Annotated in this window: 10 protein-coding genes and 4 tRNA genes; 1 reads left to right on the forward strand and 13 read right to left on the reverse strand. The window is 59.8% G+C overall.

Annotated features, from left to right (window positions below; translation table 11 throughout):
• Nucleotides 1-183 precede the first annotated feature (183 nt).
• The 13 genes from rpoC to ACEN9O_RS07210 form a co-directional block, all read right to left on the reverse strand.
• Nucleotides 184-4,416, reverse strand: a complete 4,233-nt coding sequence (rpoC, locus tag ACEN9O_RS07150) for a DNA-directed RNA polymerase subunit beta' (RefSeq protein WP_495616898.1) — start codon at nucleotides 4,414-4,416, stop codon at nucleotides 184-186.
• Nucleotides 4,417-4,553: 137 nt separating this feature from the next.
• Nucleotides 4,554-8,660: a DNA-directed RNA polymerase subunit beta gene (gene rpoB / locus ACEN9O_RS07155; RefSeq protein ID WP_495616899.1), complete on the reverse strand. Its 4,107-nt coding sequence runs from the start codon at nucleotides 8,658-8,660 to the stop codon at nucleotides 4,554-4,556.
• A gap of 268 nt (nucleotides 8,661-8,928) precedes the next feature.
• A complete protein-coding gene (gene rplL / locus ACEN9O_RS07160) occupies nucleotides 8,929-9,300 on the reverse strand; it encodes a 50S ribosomal protein L7/L12 (protein WP_117012784.1) in 372 nt (123 codons plus the stop codon).
• Nucleotides 9,301-9,371: 71 nt separating this feature from the next.
• Nucleotides 9,372-9,911, reverse strand: a complete 540-nt coding sequence (gene rplJ / locus ACEN9O_RS07165; RefSeq protein ID WP_026334850.1) for a 50S ribosomal protein L10 — start codon at nucleotides 9,909-9,911, stop codon at nucleotides 9,372-9,374.
• Between the two features lie 256 nt (nucleotides 9,912-10,167).
• Nucleotides 10,168-10,863 (reverse strand): 50S ribosomal protein L1, encoded by a 696-nt coding sequence (gene rplA, locus ACEN9O_RS07170; protein ID WP_020704298.1) that lies wholly within the window; start codon nucleotides 10,861-10,863, stop codon nucleotides 10,168-10,170.
• Nucleotides 10,864-10,865: 2 nt separating this feature from the next.
• On the reverse strand, nucleotides 10,866-11,297 hold the full coding sequence (gene rplK / locus ACEN9O_RS07175) for a 50S ribosomal protein L11 (RefSeq protein WP_495616900.1): 432 nt from the start codon (nucleotides 11,295-11,297) through the stop codon (nucleotides 10,866-10,868).
• A gap of 121 nt (nucleotides 11,298-11,418) precedes the next feature.
• Entirely contained in the window at nucleotides 11,419-12,033 is a 615-nt protein-coding gene (nusG, locus tag ACEN9O_RS07180; protein WP_495616901.1) for a transcription termination/antitermination protein NusG, read from the reverse strand.
• Nucleotides 12,033-12,416, reverse strand: a complete 384-nt coding sequence (gene secE, locus ACEN9O_RS07185) for a preprotein translocase subunit SecE (protein ID WP_495616902.1) — start codon at nucleotides 12,414-12,416, stop codon at nucleotides 12,033-12,035. The genes nusG and secE overlap by 1 nt, the downstream gene beginning before the upstream one ends.
• A gap of 36 nt (nucleotides 12,417-12,452) precedes the next feature.
• Nucleotides 12,453-12,528, reverse strand: a tRNA-Trp gene (locus ACEN9O_RS07190).
• A 66-nt stretch (nucleotides 12,529-12,594) separates the two neighbouring features.
• The gene (tuf, locus tag ACEN9O_RS07195) at nucleotides 12,595-13,785 is read right to left on the reverse strand and encodes an elongation factor Tu (protein ID WP_495616836.1); all 1,191 of its coding nucleotides are present in this window, start codon (nucleotides 13,783-13,785) and stop codon (nucleotides 12,595-12,597) included.
• A 108-nt stretch (nucleotides 13,786-13,893) separates the two neighbouring features.
• A tRNA-Thr gene (locus ACEN9O_RS07200) sits at nucleotides 13,894-13,968 on the reverse strand.
• Between the two features lie 30 nt (nucleotides 13,969-13,998).
• Nucleotides 13,999-14,072: transfer RNA gene (locus ACEN9O_RS07205), tRNA-Gly, on the reverse strand.
• 58 nt (nucleotides 14,073-14,130) lie between these two features.
• Nucleotides 14,131-14,214: transfer RNA gene (locus tag ACEN9O_RS07210), tRNA-Tyr, on the reverse strand.
• 195 nt (nucleotides 14,215-14,409) lie between these two features.
• On the opposite strand from ACEN9O_RS07210, the gene ACEN9O_RS07215 reads away from it, so the two are divergent.
• Nucleotides 14,410-17,673: a bifunctional diguanylate cyclase/phosphodiesterase gene (locus ACEN9O_RS07215; protein ID WP_495616903.1), complete on the forward strand. Its 3,264-nt coding sequence runs from the start codon at nucleotides 14,410-14,412 to the stop codon at nucleotides 17,671-17,673.
• The last annotated feature ends 2 nt before the right edge of the window (nucleotides 17,674-17,675 follow it).

A 17,675-nucleotide genomic window follows, 5' to 3' on the forward strand; every position in this document is an offset into this window, starting at 1 on the left:
CATATTAACGCCGCTTGCCACGTGAGCAAGCGACGAACAGGCCGCGATTAACTCTTCTTTTCACAACGCGCGATATTCAGGCGGATTATATTTAAGGGAAGCCCTGGGTATTTAAAATACGGTCTTAAATAAAAAAAACGGCACCCGAAGGTGCCGTTTTTATTTGCAGGACTAAAAGCTGAATTACGCTTCGCCGTCGTGCGGGGTAACCGTTTCGGTAACTTCCGCATCGCCGCTGGACATCGAGGCTTTCTCGGCCAGCAGCAGAGCTTGACGCTCTTCCACTTCCCACTGCTCTTTCTCTTTGCGAGCGCGGTGGAATGCCAGACCGGTGCCGCCTGGAATCAGACGACCCACGATGACGTTTTCTTTCAGACCACGCAGACCATCGCGCTTGCCCATAATTGCGGCTTCGGTCAGAACGCGGGTGGTTTCCTGGAACGACGCGGCCGAGATAAACGAATCGGTCGACAGCGATGCCTTGGTAATACCCAGCAGAACGTTTTCGTAGGTTGCAGGGATCTTATTCTCTGCAATCACGCGATCGTTTTCATCCAGCAGTTCCGAACGCTCAACCTGCTCGCCAACGATATAGTTGGTGTCGCCGGCATTAACGATCTGAACGCGACGCAACATCTGACGCACAATCACTTCAATGTGCTTGTCGTTAATCTTCACGCCCTGCAGACGATAAACGTCCTGCACTTCGTCAACGATATAACGCGCCAGCGCTTCGATACCCAGCAGACGCAGAATGTCTTGCGGATCGGCCGGGCCGTCGACAATCATCTCGCCCTTATTCACCACCTGGCCGTCGTGGACCAGCACTTGCTTATCCTTGGTAATCAGGAACTCGTGCTTGTTGCCGTCCATGTCGGTGATTTCCAGACGCTGCTTACCCTTGGTTTCTTTACCGAAGGCAACAGTACCGGTGACTTCCGCCAGCATACCCGCGTCTTTTGGCGAACGTGCTTCGAACAGCTCGGCAACGCGCGGCAGACCACCGGTAATATCGCGGGTCTTCTGCGATTCGGTCGGGATACGTGCCAGCACTTCACCGACGGACACTGCCTGGCCATCTTTCACCATGATCAGCGCGCCGACCTGGAAGCCGATCGCCACAGCGTGTTCGGTGCCGGCGATCTTCACTTCGTGGCCCTCTTCGTTCAGCAGCTTGACCTGTGGACGCAGGGTCTTGGTCAGCGAGCCGCGACGTTTCGCATCGATTACCACCAGGGTCGACAGACCGGTCACTTCGTCCACCTGACGGGCAACGGTCACGCCTTCTTCGACGTTCTCGAAACGCACCGTACCGGCGTACTCGGTAATGATCGGACGGGTCAGCGGATCCCAGGTCGCCAGGGCCGTACCGGCCTTGATGACCATGCCGTCCTTGACGATCAGGGTGGCGCCGTACGGCACCTTGTGACGCTCACGCTCACGGCCGTGGTCGTCGGTGATCAGCACTTCGCCCGAACGGGAAATGACGATTTGCGCGCCCTTGCCGTTGGTGACGTAACGCATGGTCGAGGTGAAGCGGATGGTACCGTTCGACTTCGCTTCCACCGACGATGCCACTGCCGCACGCGACGCCGCACCACCGATGTGGAAGGTACGCATGGTCAGCTGGGTACCTGGTTCACCGATCGACTGCGCTGCAACCACACCGACGGCTTCGCCGGCGTTGACCAGCATGCCGCGGCCCAGATCGCGACCGTAGCACTTGGCGCACAGGCCGAAGCGCGTGTCGCAAGTCAGCGGAGTGCGAACCTTGACTTCGTCGATCGACAGACGCTCGATCTCTTCGACCATGTCTTCGTCCATCAGCGTGCCGGCTTCGTACAGCGTAGCCTGGGTCTCTGGGTTGACGACGTCGTTGACCACCACGCGGCCAAGGATACGGTCGCGCAGCGCTTCAATAACCTCACCACCCTCGACCATCGCCTTCATCAGCGTGCCGTTGGAGGTGCCGCAATCATCTTCAATGACGACCAGATCCTGGGTCACGTCGACCAGACGGCGGGTCAGGTAACCCGAGTTCGCGGTCTTCAGTGCCGTATCCGCCAGACCTTTACGAGCGCCGTGGGTCGAGATGAAGTACTGCAACACGTTCAGGCCTTCGCGGAAGTTCGCGGTAATCGGCGTTTCGATAATCGAACCGTCCGGTTTCGCCATCAGACCACGCATACCTGCCAGCTGGCGAATCTGCGCTGCGGAACCGCGGGCGCCCGAGTCGGCCATCATGTAAATCGCGTTGAAGGATTCCTGGGTGGACTTGGTGCCGTCACGCTTGATGACGTCTTCCACTTTCAGCTGGTCCATCATGGCCTTGCCGACTTCGTCCGAGGTCTTGCCCCAGATGTCGACCACCTTGTTGTAACGTTCGCCGGCGGTGACCAGACCCGAAGCGTACTGCTGCTCGATCTGCTTGACTTCGGATTCTGCGGCCGAAATCAGGGTCACTTTCTGAGGCGGTACCAGCATGTCGTCCACGCAAATCGAAATACCAGCGCGGGTCGCCAGGCGGAAGCCCGACTGCATCAGTTGGTCAGCAAACACCACCGTCGCGCGCAGGCCGCACTTACGGAAGGACGTGTTGATCAGCTTGGAAATCTCTTTCTTCTTCAGCGCGCGGTTCAGCACGGAGAATGGCAAGCCTTTCGGCAGGATTTCCGACAGGATGGCGCGGCCGACCGTGGTCTCGTAACGGGTCACGGTGCGAACGAATTCGCCCGTCGCTGGATCTTTTGGATTCTCAACGATACGTACGGTGATACGGGTGGTCAGTTCCACTTCCTTGTTGTCGTAGGCACGGATGACTTCCGACACGTCAGGGAACAGCATGCCTTCGTTCTTGGCGTTGATCGCTTCGCGGGTCGCGTAGTACAGACCCAGCACGATATCCTGCGAAGGAACGATCGACGGTTCGCCGTTCGATGGGAACAGGATGTTGTTCGAAGCCAGCATCAGCGTGCGGGCTTCCATCTGTGCCTCGATCGACAGCGGAACGTGGACTGCCATCTGGTCACCGTCGAAGTCGGCGTTGAATGCCGCGCAGACCAGTGGGTGCAGTTGGATCGCTTTACCTTCAATCAGGACCGGCTCGAAAGCCTGGATACCCAGACGGTGCAGCGTAGGCGCACGGTTCAACATGATCGGATGTTCGCGGATCACGTCTTCCAGGATGTCCCAGACGACCGGTTCCTGGATCTCGACCAGCTTCTTGGCGGCCTTGATCGTGGTAGCCAGGCCCATCAGTTCCAGCTTGTTGAAGATGAATGGCTTGAACAGTTCCAGCGCCATCAGCTTCGGCAGACCGCACTGGTGCAGTTTCAGCTGCGGCCCCACCACGATGACCGAACGGCCCGAGTAGTCGACGCGCTTACCCAGCAAGTTCTGACGGAAGCGGCCGCCCTTACCCTTGATCATCTCAGCCAGCGATTTCAGCGGACGCTTGTTGGCGCCGGTCATCGCTTTGCCGCGACGGCCGTTGTCCAGCAGCGAGTCGACCGCTTCCTGCAGCATGCGCTTTTCGTTGCGCGTGATGATCTCTGGAGCGCGCAGCTCCATCAGGCGTTTCAGACGGTTGTTACGGTTGATCACGCGGCGATACAGATCGTTCAGATCCGAGGTCGCGAAACGGCCGCCGTCCAGCGGGACCAGCGGACGCAGTTCCGGCGGCAGCACCGGCAGCACTTCCATGATCATCCACTCAGGCTTGATGCCCGAGCGCTGGAACGCTTCCAGCACTTTCAGGCGCTTGGCGTATTTCTTGATCTTGGCTTCGGACTTCGATTCCTTCAGTTCCACGCGCAGGGTCTCGGCATCACGGTGGATGTCGATCGAGCGCAGCAGTTCGCGGATACCTTCAGCGCCCATGAAGGCGGTGAAGTCGTCGCCGTACTCTTCGTACTTGGCGGCGTAGTCGTCTTCCGACATGATCTGGCACTTCTTCAGCGGGGTCATGCCTGGATCGGTCACCACGTATGCTTCGAAGTACAGCACGCGTTCGATGTCCCGCAGGGTCATGTCCAGCACCATGCCCAGACGGGATGGCAGCGACTTCAGGAACCAGATGTGGGCGGTCGGCGAGGCCAGCTCGATGTGGCCCATGCGCTCGCGGCGCACCTTGGCCAGCGTGACTTCGACGCCGCACTTTTCGCAGATCACGCCGCGGTGTTTCAGGCGCTTGTACTTGCCGCACAGGCATTCGTAGTCCTTGATCGGGCCAAAGATCTTGGCGCAGAACAGACCATCGCGCTCAGGCTTGAAGGTACGATAGTTGATGGTTTCCGGCTTTTTAACTTCGCCGTAGGACCACGAACGGATTTTTTCAGGCGAAGCGAGACCGATCTTGATCGCGTCAAAAGTCTCGTTCGTCTGTACTTGCTTGAATAGATCGAGCAGTGCTTTCATGTATCACTCCAGGTAGTGATTAAATTCTTTTCATGCCGTCATCCCCGCGTAGGCGGGGATCCATGCTGAGCGCGCATCACGATAACTCAGACTCAGCATGGACTCCCGCTTGCGCGGGAGTGACGGCGGCCAGTGTCTTAGTTGCGTTCCAGGTCGATATCGATACCCAGGGAACGGATCTCTTTCACCAGCACGTTGAACGATTCCGGCATACCGGCGTCGATCACGTGGTCGCCCTTGACCAGGTTCTCGTACACTTTGGTACGGCCGTTCACGTCATCCGACTTAACGGTCAACATCTCTTGCAGCACATACGATGCGCCGTATGCTTCCAGTGCCCACACCTCCATCTCACCGAAGCGCTGGCCGCCGAACTGGGCTTTACCGCCCAGTGGCTGCTGCGTCACCAGCGAGTATGGACCGGTCGAACGCGCGTGCATCTTGTCGTCGACCAAGTGGTGCAGCTTCAGCATGTGCATCACGCCGACGGTGACCTTGCGCTCGAACGCTTCGCCGGTGCGGCCGTCGTACATCGTGACCTGATTCTTCGACGGGGTCATGCCCAGCTTGGTCGCGATCTCGTCCGGATACGCCAGGTCCAGCATGCGGCGGATTTCCGATTCGTGCGCGCCGTCGAACACCGGAGTCGCGAATGGAACACCCTTCTTCAGGTTGTTCGCCAGCTTCATGATCTCTTCGTCGTCGAACTGGTCCAGGTCTTCCGGACGGCCGTTTTCGTTGTAGATCACGGTCAGATACTTGCGCATCTCTTCGGCTTTGGTGTGCACGGCCAGCATTTCGCCGATACGGATACCCAGGCCCTTGGCTGCCCAACCCAGGTGGGTCTCGAGAATCTGACCCACGTTCATACGGGAAGGAACACCCAGCGGATTCAGCACCACGTCGGCCGGCGTACCGTCGGCCATGTATGGCATGTCTTCCACCGGCACGATACGGGAAACCACACCCTTGTTACCGTGACGACCCGCCATCTTGTCGCCCGACTGCAGGCGGCGCTTGACGGCCAGGTAGACCTTGACCATCTTCTGCACGCCAGGTTGCAGCTCATCGCCCTGGGTCAGTTTCTTGCGCTTCTCTTCGAAGGCCAGGTCGAACTGGTGGCGCTTCTCGTTGATCGATTCCTTGATCGCTTCCAGGGCGGTAGCCGATGCGTCTTCCGCCGGGCGGATGTCGAACCAGTGGTACTTGTCCAGATCAGCCAGGTATTCCTTGGTGATCTTGGCGCCCTTGGCCAACTTCTTCGGACCGCCGTTGACGACTTGGCCGATCAGCATTTTTTCCAGACGCTGGAAGGCATCGCCTTCCACAATACGCATCTGGTCGTTCAGGTCCAGGCGGAAACGCTTCAGTTCATCGTCGATGATCTGTTGCGCGCGCTTGTCGCGAACGATGCCTTCACGGGTGAAGACCTGGACGTCGATCACGGTGCCGATCATGCCAGATGGCACGCGCAGCGAGGTGTCCTTAACGTCCGATGCTTTTTCGCCGAAGATCGCGCGCAGCAGCTTCTCTTCCGGAGTCAGCTGGGTTTCGCCCTTAGGCGTCACTTTACCGACCAGGGTGTCGCCCGCTTGCACTTCCGCGCCGATGTAGACGATACCGGACTCATCCAGACGAGCCAGCTGGTTCTCAGCCAGGTTCGAGATGTCGCGGGTGATTTCTTCCGCGCCCAGCTTGGTATCGCGTGCAACAACGGACAGCTCTTCGATGTGGATCGAGGTGTAGCGGTCGTCCTTGACGACGTTTTCCGAGATCAGGATCGAATCTTCGAAGTTCAGACCATTCCATGGCATGAAGGCCACGGTCATGTTCTGGCCCAGAGCCAGCTCGCCCAGGTCGGTCGATGCGCCGTCGGCGATCACGTCGCGCTTGGCCACACGGTCGCCTACCTTGACGATAGGACGCTGGTTGATGTTGGTGTTCTGGTTCGAACGGGTGTACTTGATCAGGTTGTAGATGTCGACACCGACTTCGCCGGCGGTTGCTTCGTCATCGTTCACGCGGATCACGACACGGCCCGCATCGATGTAGTCGACGATACCGCCGCGCAGCGCCTGCACGGTGGTGCCCGAGTCGACTGCCACGGTGCGTTCGATACCGGTACCGACCAGTGCTTTCTCTGGGCGCAGGCAAGGAACTGCCTGACGCTGCATGTTGGCACCCATCAATGCGCGGTTCGCATCATCGTGTTCGAGGAACGGAATCAGCGACGCTGCCACCGAAACGATCTGGCCTGGCGCCACGTCCATGTACTGGATGCGCTCCGGGGATACCAGGATGGTCTCGCCGGCTTCACGGGCCGAGACCAGCTCGTCGCTCAGCATGCCATTCTTGTCGATGGTCGCATTCGCCTGAGCGATGATGTAGCGGCCTTCTTCGATGGCGGACAGGTAGTCGATCTGGTCGGTGATCTTGGAGCCGTCAACCTTGCGGTACGGGGTTTCCAGGAAGCCGTATTCGTTCAGGCGGGCGTACAGCGCCAGCGAGTTGATCAGACCGATGTTCGGGCCTTCAGGCGTCTCGATCGGGCACACGCGGCCGTAGTGGGTCGGGTGCACGTCGCGTACTTCGAAGCCTGCGCGTTCGCGGGTCAGACCGCCAGGTCCCAGGGCGGAGACACGGCGTTTGTGCGTGATTTCCGACAGCGGGTTGGTCTGGTCCATAAACTGCGACAGCTGGGACGAACCGAAGAACTCGCGGATTGCGGCCGAGATCGGCTTCGAGTTGATCAGGTCGTGCGGCATCAGGTTGTCCGCTTCGGCCTGGCCGAGGCGTTCCTTGACGGCGCGCTCAACGCGCACCAGGCCGGCGCGGAACTGGTTCTCTGCCAGTTCGCCGACGCAACGTACGCGACGGTTACCCAGGTGATCGATATCGTCGACTTCGCCGCGGCCATTGCGCAGTTCCACCAGGATCTTGATCACGGCCAGCACGTCTTCGTTCGACAGCGTCATGGCGCCGGTCAGTTCATCGCGGCCGATGCGGCGGTTGAACTTCATGCGGCCCACGGCCGACAGGTCGTAACGGTCGGCGCTGTAGAACAGGCCGTTGAACAGCGCTTCGACGGAGTCTTCCGTTGGCGGTTCGCCAGGACGCATCATGCGGTAGATCGCGACACGGGCGGCCATCTGGTCGGCGGTGTCGTCGATGCGCAGGGTTTGCGAAATGTAGGCGCCCTGGTCCAGGTCGTTGGTGTACAGGGTCTGGATTTCGGAGATGTTGGCTTCGCGCAGGCGGCCCAACACGTCTTCGGTCAGCTCATCGTTGGCGGACGCGACAACTTCGCCGGTCTCGGGATCGACGATGTTCTTGGCCAGCACGCGGCCCAGCAGGTAGTCTTCCGGCACGGAGATGTGCTTGATGCCGTTCGATTCGATGTCGCGCACGTGCTTGGCGTTGATACGCTTGTCCTTCAGGACCAGCGTCTTGCCTTCCTTGTTGACGATGTCGAAACGCGCGACTTCGCCACGCAGGCGCTCGGCGACGAATTCCATTTCCGCGCCTTCGGAGCGCAGGTTGAAATTGTCGAACACGAAGAAGTTCGCCAGGATCTGCTCGTGCGACATGCCGATTGCTTTCAGCAGGATCGTCACTGGCATCTTGCGGCGGCGGTCGACGCGGAAGAACAGGATGTCTTTCGGGTCGAACTCGAAGTCCAGCCACGAGCCGCGGTAAGGAATGATACGCGCGGAGAACAGCAGTTTGCCGGACGAGTGGGTCTTGCCGCGGTCGTGCTCGAAGAACACGCCAGGGGAGCGATGCAGCTGCGAAACGATAACGCGCTCGGTACCATTGATGACGAACGAACCGGTGGTGGTCATCAGGGGCAGTTCGCCCATGTAGACTTCCTGTTCCTTCATCTCTTTGACGACCGGCTTGGTCGGCGATTCCTTGTCCAGGATCACCAGACGCACCTTGGCGCGCAGCGGCGACGCGAAGGTCAGTCCGCGCAGTTGGCATTCCTTGACGTCGAAGGCGGGGTCGCCCAGGACGTACGACAGGAACTCGAGACGCGCAAAGCCATTGTGCGAAACGATGGGGAAAATCGAGGTAAAGGCCGACTGCAGGCCGTCGTTCTTGCGCGTCGACGGTGCTACGTCTTCTTGCAAGAAACTATGGTAGGACTCGAGCTGGGTAGCCAGCAGGAACGGAACGTGGTGAACGTTGGCGCGCTTCGCGAATGATTTGCGAATGCGTTTCTTCTCAGTAAATGAGTAGTGCATGGACACTCCGTGAGTGACAGAAAGGATAAAAAATTCAGGTTTTGCCAGTGCAAAATTAGCCACTTCAGCAACAAGATCGGCTGCATGTCACACAGACGAAACCTGAAACTTCTACCATTTCCAGCTGATTCGATAAAACTGCGGCGTTGGACAAACGCTACAAATACGACGAGGACGACAAAGGAGCCAAAGCCGGATTTCCTCCCTTTCAGAAGGAAATCCGCAGCTTTGGCTCGAGGCGCTAACTAGTAGCCGCCGTACAACTTGATTACTTCAGGTCGGCCTTGGCGCCAGCTTCTTCCAGCTTCTTCTTAGCGGCTTCAGCGTCAGCTTTCGACAGGGCTTCTTTAACGGTCTTAGGAGCGCCATCAACCACGTCTTTGGCTTCTTTCAGGCCCAGACCGGTGATTTCGCGAACTGCTTTAATAACGCCAACTTTGTTTGCGCCGACTTCGGTCAGAACAACGTTGAACTCGGTTTGCTCTTCAACTGCAGCAGCAGCTGCGCCGCCAGCTGCTGGAGCAGCCATTGCAGCGGCCGAAACGCCGAATTTTTCTTCGAAAGCTTTGACCAGTTCGTTCAGGTCCATTACGGACATTTCGCTAACTGCGTTCAGGATGTCGTCTTTGCTAATTGCCATTTGAAACTCCAATAATTTTTTGATTCGTTAATACATCAGATTGGTACTTGAGAAAAAACCGGCGGCTACAATTAAGCAGCTGCTGGCGCTTCTTCTGCGGCCACTTCGGCAACAGCTGGAGCACCTTCGGATTTTTTCGCTGCCAGAGCAGCCAGACCACGTGCAAAGCCCGACACCGGAGCCAGCATAACGCCCAACAACTGCGAGATGAGAACTTCACGGCTAGGAATGCTCGCCAACGCTGCAACAGCTGCTTTATCCAGCTGCTTGCCTGCGTAGTTACCTGCGGTGATGACCAGTTTGTCGTTGGTTTTAGCGAAGTCAGCGATGACTTTAGCTGCTGCAACGGCATCGTCCGAGATCGAGTAGATCAACGGACCGGTCATGCTGTCTGCCAGGCTGGCGAACTGCGTGCCTTCGACGGAGCGACGAGCGAGGGTGTTTTTCAACACTCGCAGGTACACGCCTTGAGCGCGCGCTTTGGCACGAAGTTGCGTCAAGTGAGCAACCTGGATGCCACGATATTCGGCCACGACGATAGTTTGCGCAGTTGCTACTTTTGCGGAAACTTCGGCGACAACGGCCTTTTTGTCATTCAGATTGAGACCCACGGTCAACCTCCTTAAATGATGACGGGCAAACTGCCTGCCATCGGTTCGAACAACGGCGTCCGAGGTTTAGGAGTCCAATGGACTACGAAACTTGATCGGGTACACCATCTGCGTTGGGTGAAAAATTCAATTAACCAGTTGCCTGCCTGATGCACCCGGCCCAACGGTCTTTGATTGCCTGGCCGTCCCCGAAGAAACGACCAGCCCAAAGAACTGCCCCGCACGGCCAAGGCCGTACAAGGACTTAATTTTTTACTTAAGCAGCCAGGGTAGCCTGGTCAACACGGACGCCAGCGCCCATGGTCGACGACAGGGAAACCTTGCGCAGGTAGACACCCTTGCTGGTTGCTGGCTTAGCTTTGTTCAGTGCGTCGATCAGGGCAACCAGGTTGCTCTTCAGATCTGCGTCAGCGAACGATTTGCGGCCGATGGTCGCGTGGATGATACCGGCTTTGTCGGTACGGTACTGAACCTGGCCGGCTTTCGCGTTTTTCACGGCGGTAGCGACGTCAGGAGTTACGGTGCCGACTTTCGGGTTAGGCATCAGGCCACGTGGGCCCAGGATCTGACCCAGGGTACCAACGATACGCATGGTATCTGGCGAAGCGATGACGATATCGAAAGGCATGTCGCCGGCTTTGACGCGCTCGGCCAGGTCTTCCATACCGACAACGTCGGCGCCAGCGGCTTTAGCCTGCTCAGCTTTTTCGCCCGAAGCGAACACAGCAACGCGAACGGTCTTGCCGGTGCCGGCTGGCAGCACGACGGAACCGCGAACGACCTGATCCGACTTCTTAGGATCCACGCCCAGCTGTACCGACACGTCGATCGATTCGTTGAACTTGGCGGTAGCCAGTTCCTTGATCAGAGCGACTGCGTTGTCGAATGCGTAGGACTTGGTGCTATCAACTTTGGCTTTGATAGCTTTAGCGCGTTTGGACAGTTTTGCCATGATTACAGACCTTCCACCGTGATGCCCATCGAACGTGCGGAACCAGCGATGGTGCGTACAGCAGCATCCATGTCGGCAGCGGTCAGATCTGGGGTTTTCAATTTAGCGATTTCTTCAGCTTGAGCGCGGGTCAGCTTACCGACTTTGTCGGTATGTGGCTTCGGCGAACCTTTGACAACGCCCGAGTGCTTCTTGATCAGGAAGGTTGCTGGCGGGGTCTTCATCACGAAGGTGAAGGACTTGTCAGCGAACGCGGTGATCACGACTGGGATAGGCATGCCTGGTTCCATACCTTGGGTCTGCGCGTTGAACGCTTTGCAGAATTCCATGATGTTCAGACCGCGTTGACCCAGAGCTGGACCGATCGGTGGGGATGGGTTTGCTTTACCAGCTGGCACTTGCAGCTTGATAAAACCAATGATTTTCTTTGCCATGATGGCTCCTATCTTGGATATGAGTAGTAGCGCCCCACCATGCGCAATTGCAGGGCGGGGCTCCTCTTTGCCAGATTTGTCAGGTTTTTACACCGTCGCCCGTTCTGGCGAACGGTGCTGCTTATACTTTTTCGACCTGGCCGAACTCAAGTTCCACCGGAGTAGCGCGGCCGAAGATGGTAACCGAGACGCGCACTTTGGATTTCTCGTAATTGACTTCCTCGACATTGCCGTTGAAATCAGTGAACGGGCCATCCTTGATGCGGACTTGCTCGCCCACTTCGTACAGCACTTTTGGCCGTGGCTTCTCAACACCCTCTTGCATCTGCTGCATGATCTTGTCGATCTCGCGCGCTGGAATCGGGGTCGGCTTGTTCGATTTGCCGCCGATGAAACCGGTCACCTTGTTGGTGTTTTTCACCAGGTGCCAGGTTTCGTCGGTCATTTCCATCTCAACCAGGACGTAGCCCGGGAAGAAACGACGCTCGGTGACGGACTTCTGACCGTTCTTGACTTCGACGACTTCTTCGGTCGGCACCAGGATCTGGCCGAACTGGTCCTGCATGCCGGCGCGCTCGACGCGCTCCGTCAGCGCACGCTGGACGCTTTTTTCCATGCCGGAATACGCATGTACAACGTACCAGCGCTTGTTGCTCACTGGTACGCTGATTGGCGCTGCGCCAGCATCTTGCGCTGGAACTTCGCCAGCTGCATCGTCTTGCACATTTTCGCTCATTATTTTCGTATACCCAGAATGACGTCGTACAACAGGAACTCGAGTGTCTTATCCGTGCCCCACAGGAACAGCGCCATCACCACCACGAAGGCAAACACGATGCCGGTGATCTGGGTAGCTTCGCGACGAGTAGGCCAGACGACCTTTTTCGTTTCGCGCACGGCTTCTTTGGCGAAATTCAGGAATTCACGGCCAGTCGTCGAGGTCCACAAGAGCAGAACGGCAAAAGCCAAACCAGCTACAAGTGCGCCTGCGCGTACGAGAGCTGGTTTGTCTGACAGGTAATAAAACCCGACCACACCTGCGATTGCCACGGCTATTGCCAGAGCAACCTTAATCTTGTCATTCGACGTGCTGACGGTCTGCACGGATTGATTTGACATTTATATTTACTTTCGGTGCCCTGCACCTGAAAACGGTGGCAGGGACGGAGGGCATCGAACCCCCAACCTTCGGTTTTGGAGACCGACGCTCTGCCAATTGAGCTACGTCCCTACGTAAAACTACAAAGGATATCGATTATACCACCAGAGACGCCCCTGGTGGTACGACCAGTATTCCTTAAGCGATGATCTTCGCTACAACACCTGCACCAACGGTACGGCCGCCTTCGCGGATGGCGAAGCGCAGACCTTCTTCCATCGCGATCGGGTTGATCAGCTTGACGGTGATCGACACGTTGTCGCCTGGCATAACCATTTCTTTGTCCGCTGGCAGCTCGATCGAACCGGTCACGTCAGTCGTACGGAAGTAGAACTGTGGACGATAGTTGTTGAAGAACGGAGTGTGACGGCCGCCTTCGTCTTTCGACAGAACATAGATCTCGCCGGTGAAGTGGTTGTGTGGCTTGATCGAGCCTGGCTTGGCCAGAACTTGACCACGTTCCACGTCTTCACGCTTGGTGCCGCGCAGCAGCAGACCAACGTTGTCGCCAGCTTGCCCCTGGTCCAGCAGCTTGCGGAACATTTCCACGCCGGTGCAAGTGGTCTTGACGGTGTCTTTGATGCCGACGATTTCGATCTCTTCGCCGACCTTGATGATGCCGCGCTCGATACGACCGGTCACAACGGTACCGCGACCCGAGATCGAGAACACGTCTTCCACTGGCATCAGGAAGGCGCCGTCCACTGCGCGCTCTGGCGTAGGGATGTAGGTATCCAGTGCTTCGGCCAGGGCCATGATGGCCTGCTCGCCCATTGGGCCGGTGTCGCCGTCCAGCGCCATACGGGCCGAACCTTTAACGATCGGCAGGTCGTCGCCTGGGAAGTCGTACTTCGACAGCAACTCGCGCACTTCCATTTCAACCAGTTCCAGCAGTTCTGCGTCGTCGACCAGGTCGCACTTGTTCAGGAACACGATGATGTATGGAACGCCAACTTGACGGGCCAGCAGGATGTGCTCGCGGGTCTGTGGCATTGGGCCGTCAGCTGCGGAGCAAACCAGGATCGCGCCGTCCATCTGCGCTGCACCGGTAATCATGTTTTTGATGTAGTCGGCGTGGCCTGGGCAGTCAACGTGAGCGTAGTGACGGCCGGCGGTTTCGTACTCGACGTGCGCGGTGTTGATGGTAATGCCGCGTGCTTTTTCTTCTGGAGCAGCATCGATCTGGTCGTATGCTTTAGCTTCGCCGCCGAATTTCTTCGACAGAACAGTTGCGATCGCAGCGGTCAGGGTGGTCTTGCCGTGGTCGACGTGGCCGATGGTGCCGACGTTAACGTGCGGCTTGGTCCGCTCGAATTTCTCTTTTGCCATTTTAGACTCCTAACGATTTGGTGTGATTGCCTGGGCGTACGCCCGACTGTCTTGATAGTGCTGCGTATGTATTTATATGCTGCCGATACTGCGGGATAGTGCGAATTCTGGTGCCCTTGACGTGGATTGAACACGTGGCCTCTCCCTTACCAAGGGAGTGCTCTACCACTGAGCTACAAGGGCTTATGGGGTACATCTGCATTGCAACAACACTGGAGCGGGTGAAGGGAATCGAACCCTCGTCGTAAGCTTGGAAGGCTTCTGCTCTACCATTGAGCTACACCCGCGAGGATTGTTCAATTCTTACTTCATCTACTTGCGTCACCCAGTCTTTTTGCAAAAACTTGGTGGAGGGGGCTGGATTCGAACCAGCGTACTCGAAAGAACAGATTTACAGTCTGTCGCCTTTAACCACTCGGCCACCCCTCCGCGAGGAACCGCAGAGTATGAAGCAACTTCTCCGACCTGTCAACCCTTCTCAGCGTTATTTCGCGCCGTCCGGATGAACCGTCTGCTTCGGGGCGAGATTTTAACTGCACCGACTGCAAAAGTGCAAGTGTTGTTTTTAGGTTCTACGAAATCCTATACAATCGGCCCACGATACTGAGACCTGGAGCCCCGCAGTTGAACAACCGTAGCGGCAGTTTGCGCAGCCTGGTGCTGGCCAATGTGGGCCTGTTGGCCTGTTACTTCGTCGCCGGCCGTCTGGGCCTGCTGCTGGCGCTGCCGCCCGGCTACGCCTCGCCGATCTTCCTGCCGGCCGGCCTGGCGCTGGCCTGCTGCGTGATCGGCGGCGCCGGCCTGCTGCCGGCAGTGGCGCTGGGCTCGCTGACGGTCAACCTCATCTATCCCTTCCTCAGCGCCGACGGCGTCAGCGCCACCGCGCTGGCCGGCGCCTGCTTCCCCGCGCTGGGCGCGGCGCTGCAAGCCTGGGCCGGCAGCACCCTGTTCCGCCGCTATATCGACCCCGCCATCGGCTCCGGCCGCGACGTGGTGCGCTTCATCCTGCTGGCGGCCAGCGTCACCGTCATCAGCAGCACCATCTCGCTGAGCGGCATGGCGCTGCTCGGCATCCTGCGCTGGGACACCATCGTCCTCGACTGGCTGGCCTGGTGGATGGGCGACACCATCGGCATCCTGCTGGCGGCGCCGCTGACCTGGATCATCATCGGCCGCCCGCGCGCGCTGTGGTCGCGCCGCCGCCTGCTGGTCGGGCTGCCGCTGGTGCTGTCGGCAGCCGCCTTCATCGCCATCTACCTGCAGGCCGACCGCTGGGAAAACAACCAGCAGCTGCAGGCGTTCCGCCTCAAGGCGCAGCAGACCGGCGACCTGCTGCAAGCGCAGTTCAGCGAACACGAGCGCTTCATCTACGCGATGGCCAAGGCCCTCAACGACCCGCGCCGCACGCTCGGCGCCGAGGACTTCGGCAACCTGGCGCACGGCTACCTGGACCAGCGCCCCGAGCTGCTGTCGATGGCCTGGCTGACGCCGGTGGCCGGCGAGGAGCGCGCCGCCTTCGAAGCCCGCGGCCGCGCCCGGATCGCGCCGGGCTTCGAGATCCGCCAGCGCAAGGCCGACGGCAGCCTCGCCAGCGCCGCGCCAAGCGCACGCTATTTCGTCGCCACCTACATCGAACCGGCGGAAAACCGCGGCTACCTGGGGCTGGATTTCCTGTCCGATCCGCAGCGCCGCACCGCGCTGGAACGCGCCATCCAGTCCGGCCAGCCGACCGCCACCGCGCCGCTGCAGCTGATCCGCACGCAAGGCAGCGCCGGCCTGCTGCTGCTGCAAACCGTCTACCCCAACAACAACCGCCACCAGGCCATCGGCTCGCTGCTGATCGCGATGCAGTTCGATGCCTACCTGGACCAGGCACTCAAGCGTTCCGAGTTCGGCCACTTCCTGATGCGCTTCGAGGACATGGACGACGACGGCCCGCGCCATACCGTGCGCGACAGCCTGCGGCGGCAGCCGGACGCGGGCGACTTCCAGCGCCAGCTGCACTTCGGCGGCCGCATCTACGAGCTGACCCTGGCGCCGACCCCGGCCTACCTGCAGCAGCAGCGTGGCTGGCAAAGCTGGACCGTGCTGACCTGCGGCCTGCTGCTGACCGGCCTGCTGGGCACGCTGATGATGCTGATCAGCGGCGAACGCGCGCGCATCCAGGCCCAGGTCAAGGACAGCACCTCGCGCCTGCGCGAACGCGAAGCGCGGCTGCAGGCCATCCTGAACAAGGCGGCCGACGCCATCCTCACCATCGACGGCGGCGGCCTGCTGATGTCGGCCAACGCCGCCGCCGGCCGCCTGTTCGGCTACGCGCCGGAGAACATGACCCGGCTGCCGCTGGACCGCCTGATCCCGGTCGGCGTGGGCGACGCCGCCGGCCTGGACGCGGCCGGCCTGCTGCGCATGATCGCCTGCGGCGTCACCCACGAATACGAGCTGACCGGCTGGCGCAGCGACGGCAACGAATTCCCGCTGGCGATGTCGGTGAGCGAGGTCGAGCTGCCCGACGAGCACCTGTTCGTCGCCATCCTGCACGACCTGACGGCGCAGCAGCTGGCGCAGGAGCGCATCCACCGCCTGGCCCACCACGACACCCTGACCGGCCTCGATAACCGCCTGTCGCTGAACCTGCGGCTGGACCAGCTGCTGGCCCAGACCCGCCGCAGCGGCGGCGCGGCGGCGGTGCTGTTCATCGACCTCGATCACTTCAAGAAGATCAACGACACCCACGGCCACCAGACCGGCGACCTGCTGCTGATCGCGGTGGCCCAGCGCCTGCAGGAGCTGCTGCGCGAAGTCGACACCATCGCCCGCCTGGGCGGCGACGAATTCATCGTCGTCACCTCCGGCAGCGTGACGCCGGACGAGGCCTCCAATATCGCGGTGCGCATCGTCGAATCGCTGACCGCGCCCTACCAGCTGCAGGGCAAGACCGTGCACAGCGGCGCCAGCGTCGGCGTCGCCATGTTCCCGTCCGACGGCGAGGACGGCAGCACCCTGCTGCGCCACGCCGACACCGCCATGTACGCGGCCAAGAGCCAGGGCCGCGGCAACTTCCAGTTCTTCTCGGCCGAGATGAACAGCGCCACCCACGAGCGCCTGCTGCTGGAGAATCGCCTGTGGCAGGCGCTCGAGCACAACGAGTTCGAGCTGTATTTGCAGCCGCAGGTGGAGCTGGCGTCCGGCCGCATCATCGGCGCCGAGGCGCTGCTGCGCTGGCACCATCCGGAGCTGGGCATGGTGGGGCCGGACCGCTTCATCCCGATCGCCGAGGAGTCGGGCCTGATCCTGGCGCTGGGCGACTGGGTGCTGCAGCGCGCCAGCCGGCTGCTGGCCTCGTGGCGCGCGCCGGGGCTGGCGCACCTGCGGCTGGCGGTCAACCTGTCGGCGCGCCAGTGCCACGGCGCCGGCCTGCTGCCGCAGCTGGACCGCCTGCTCGACGCCCACGGCATCGAGCCGTCGCTGCTGGAGCTGGAGATCACCGAATCGGCCGCGATGCAGGACCCGGAACGCAGCCGCGCGCTGCTGATCGAACTGCGCTCGCGCGGCATCAAGGTGGCGATCGACGATTTCGGCACCGGCTATTCCTCGCTGAGCTACCTGAAGCTGTTCGAGATCGACCGCATCAAGATCGACCGCGGCTTCGTCAAGGATATCGAGAGCGATCCGAACGACGCCGTGATCGTCGCCGCCACCATCGCGCTGGCCCACTCGCTGGGCCTGGGCGTGGTGGCCGAGGGCGTGGAGACGCAGGCGCAGCGCGACTTCCTCGACGCCAAGCAGTGCGACGAGGCGCAGGGCTATCTGTTCGCGCGGCCGATGCCGGTGGCGCAGTTCGAGGCCATGGTGCGCAGCGAAAGCAGAGACGTCGTCCTCGCGTAAGC

The sequence above is a fragment of the Duganella sp. Dugasp78 genome, assembly GCF_059491455.1.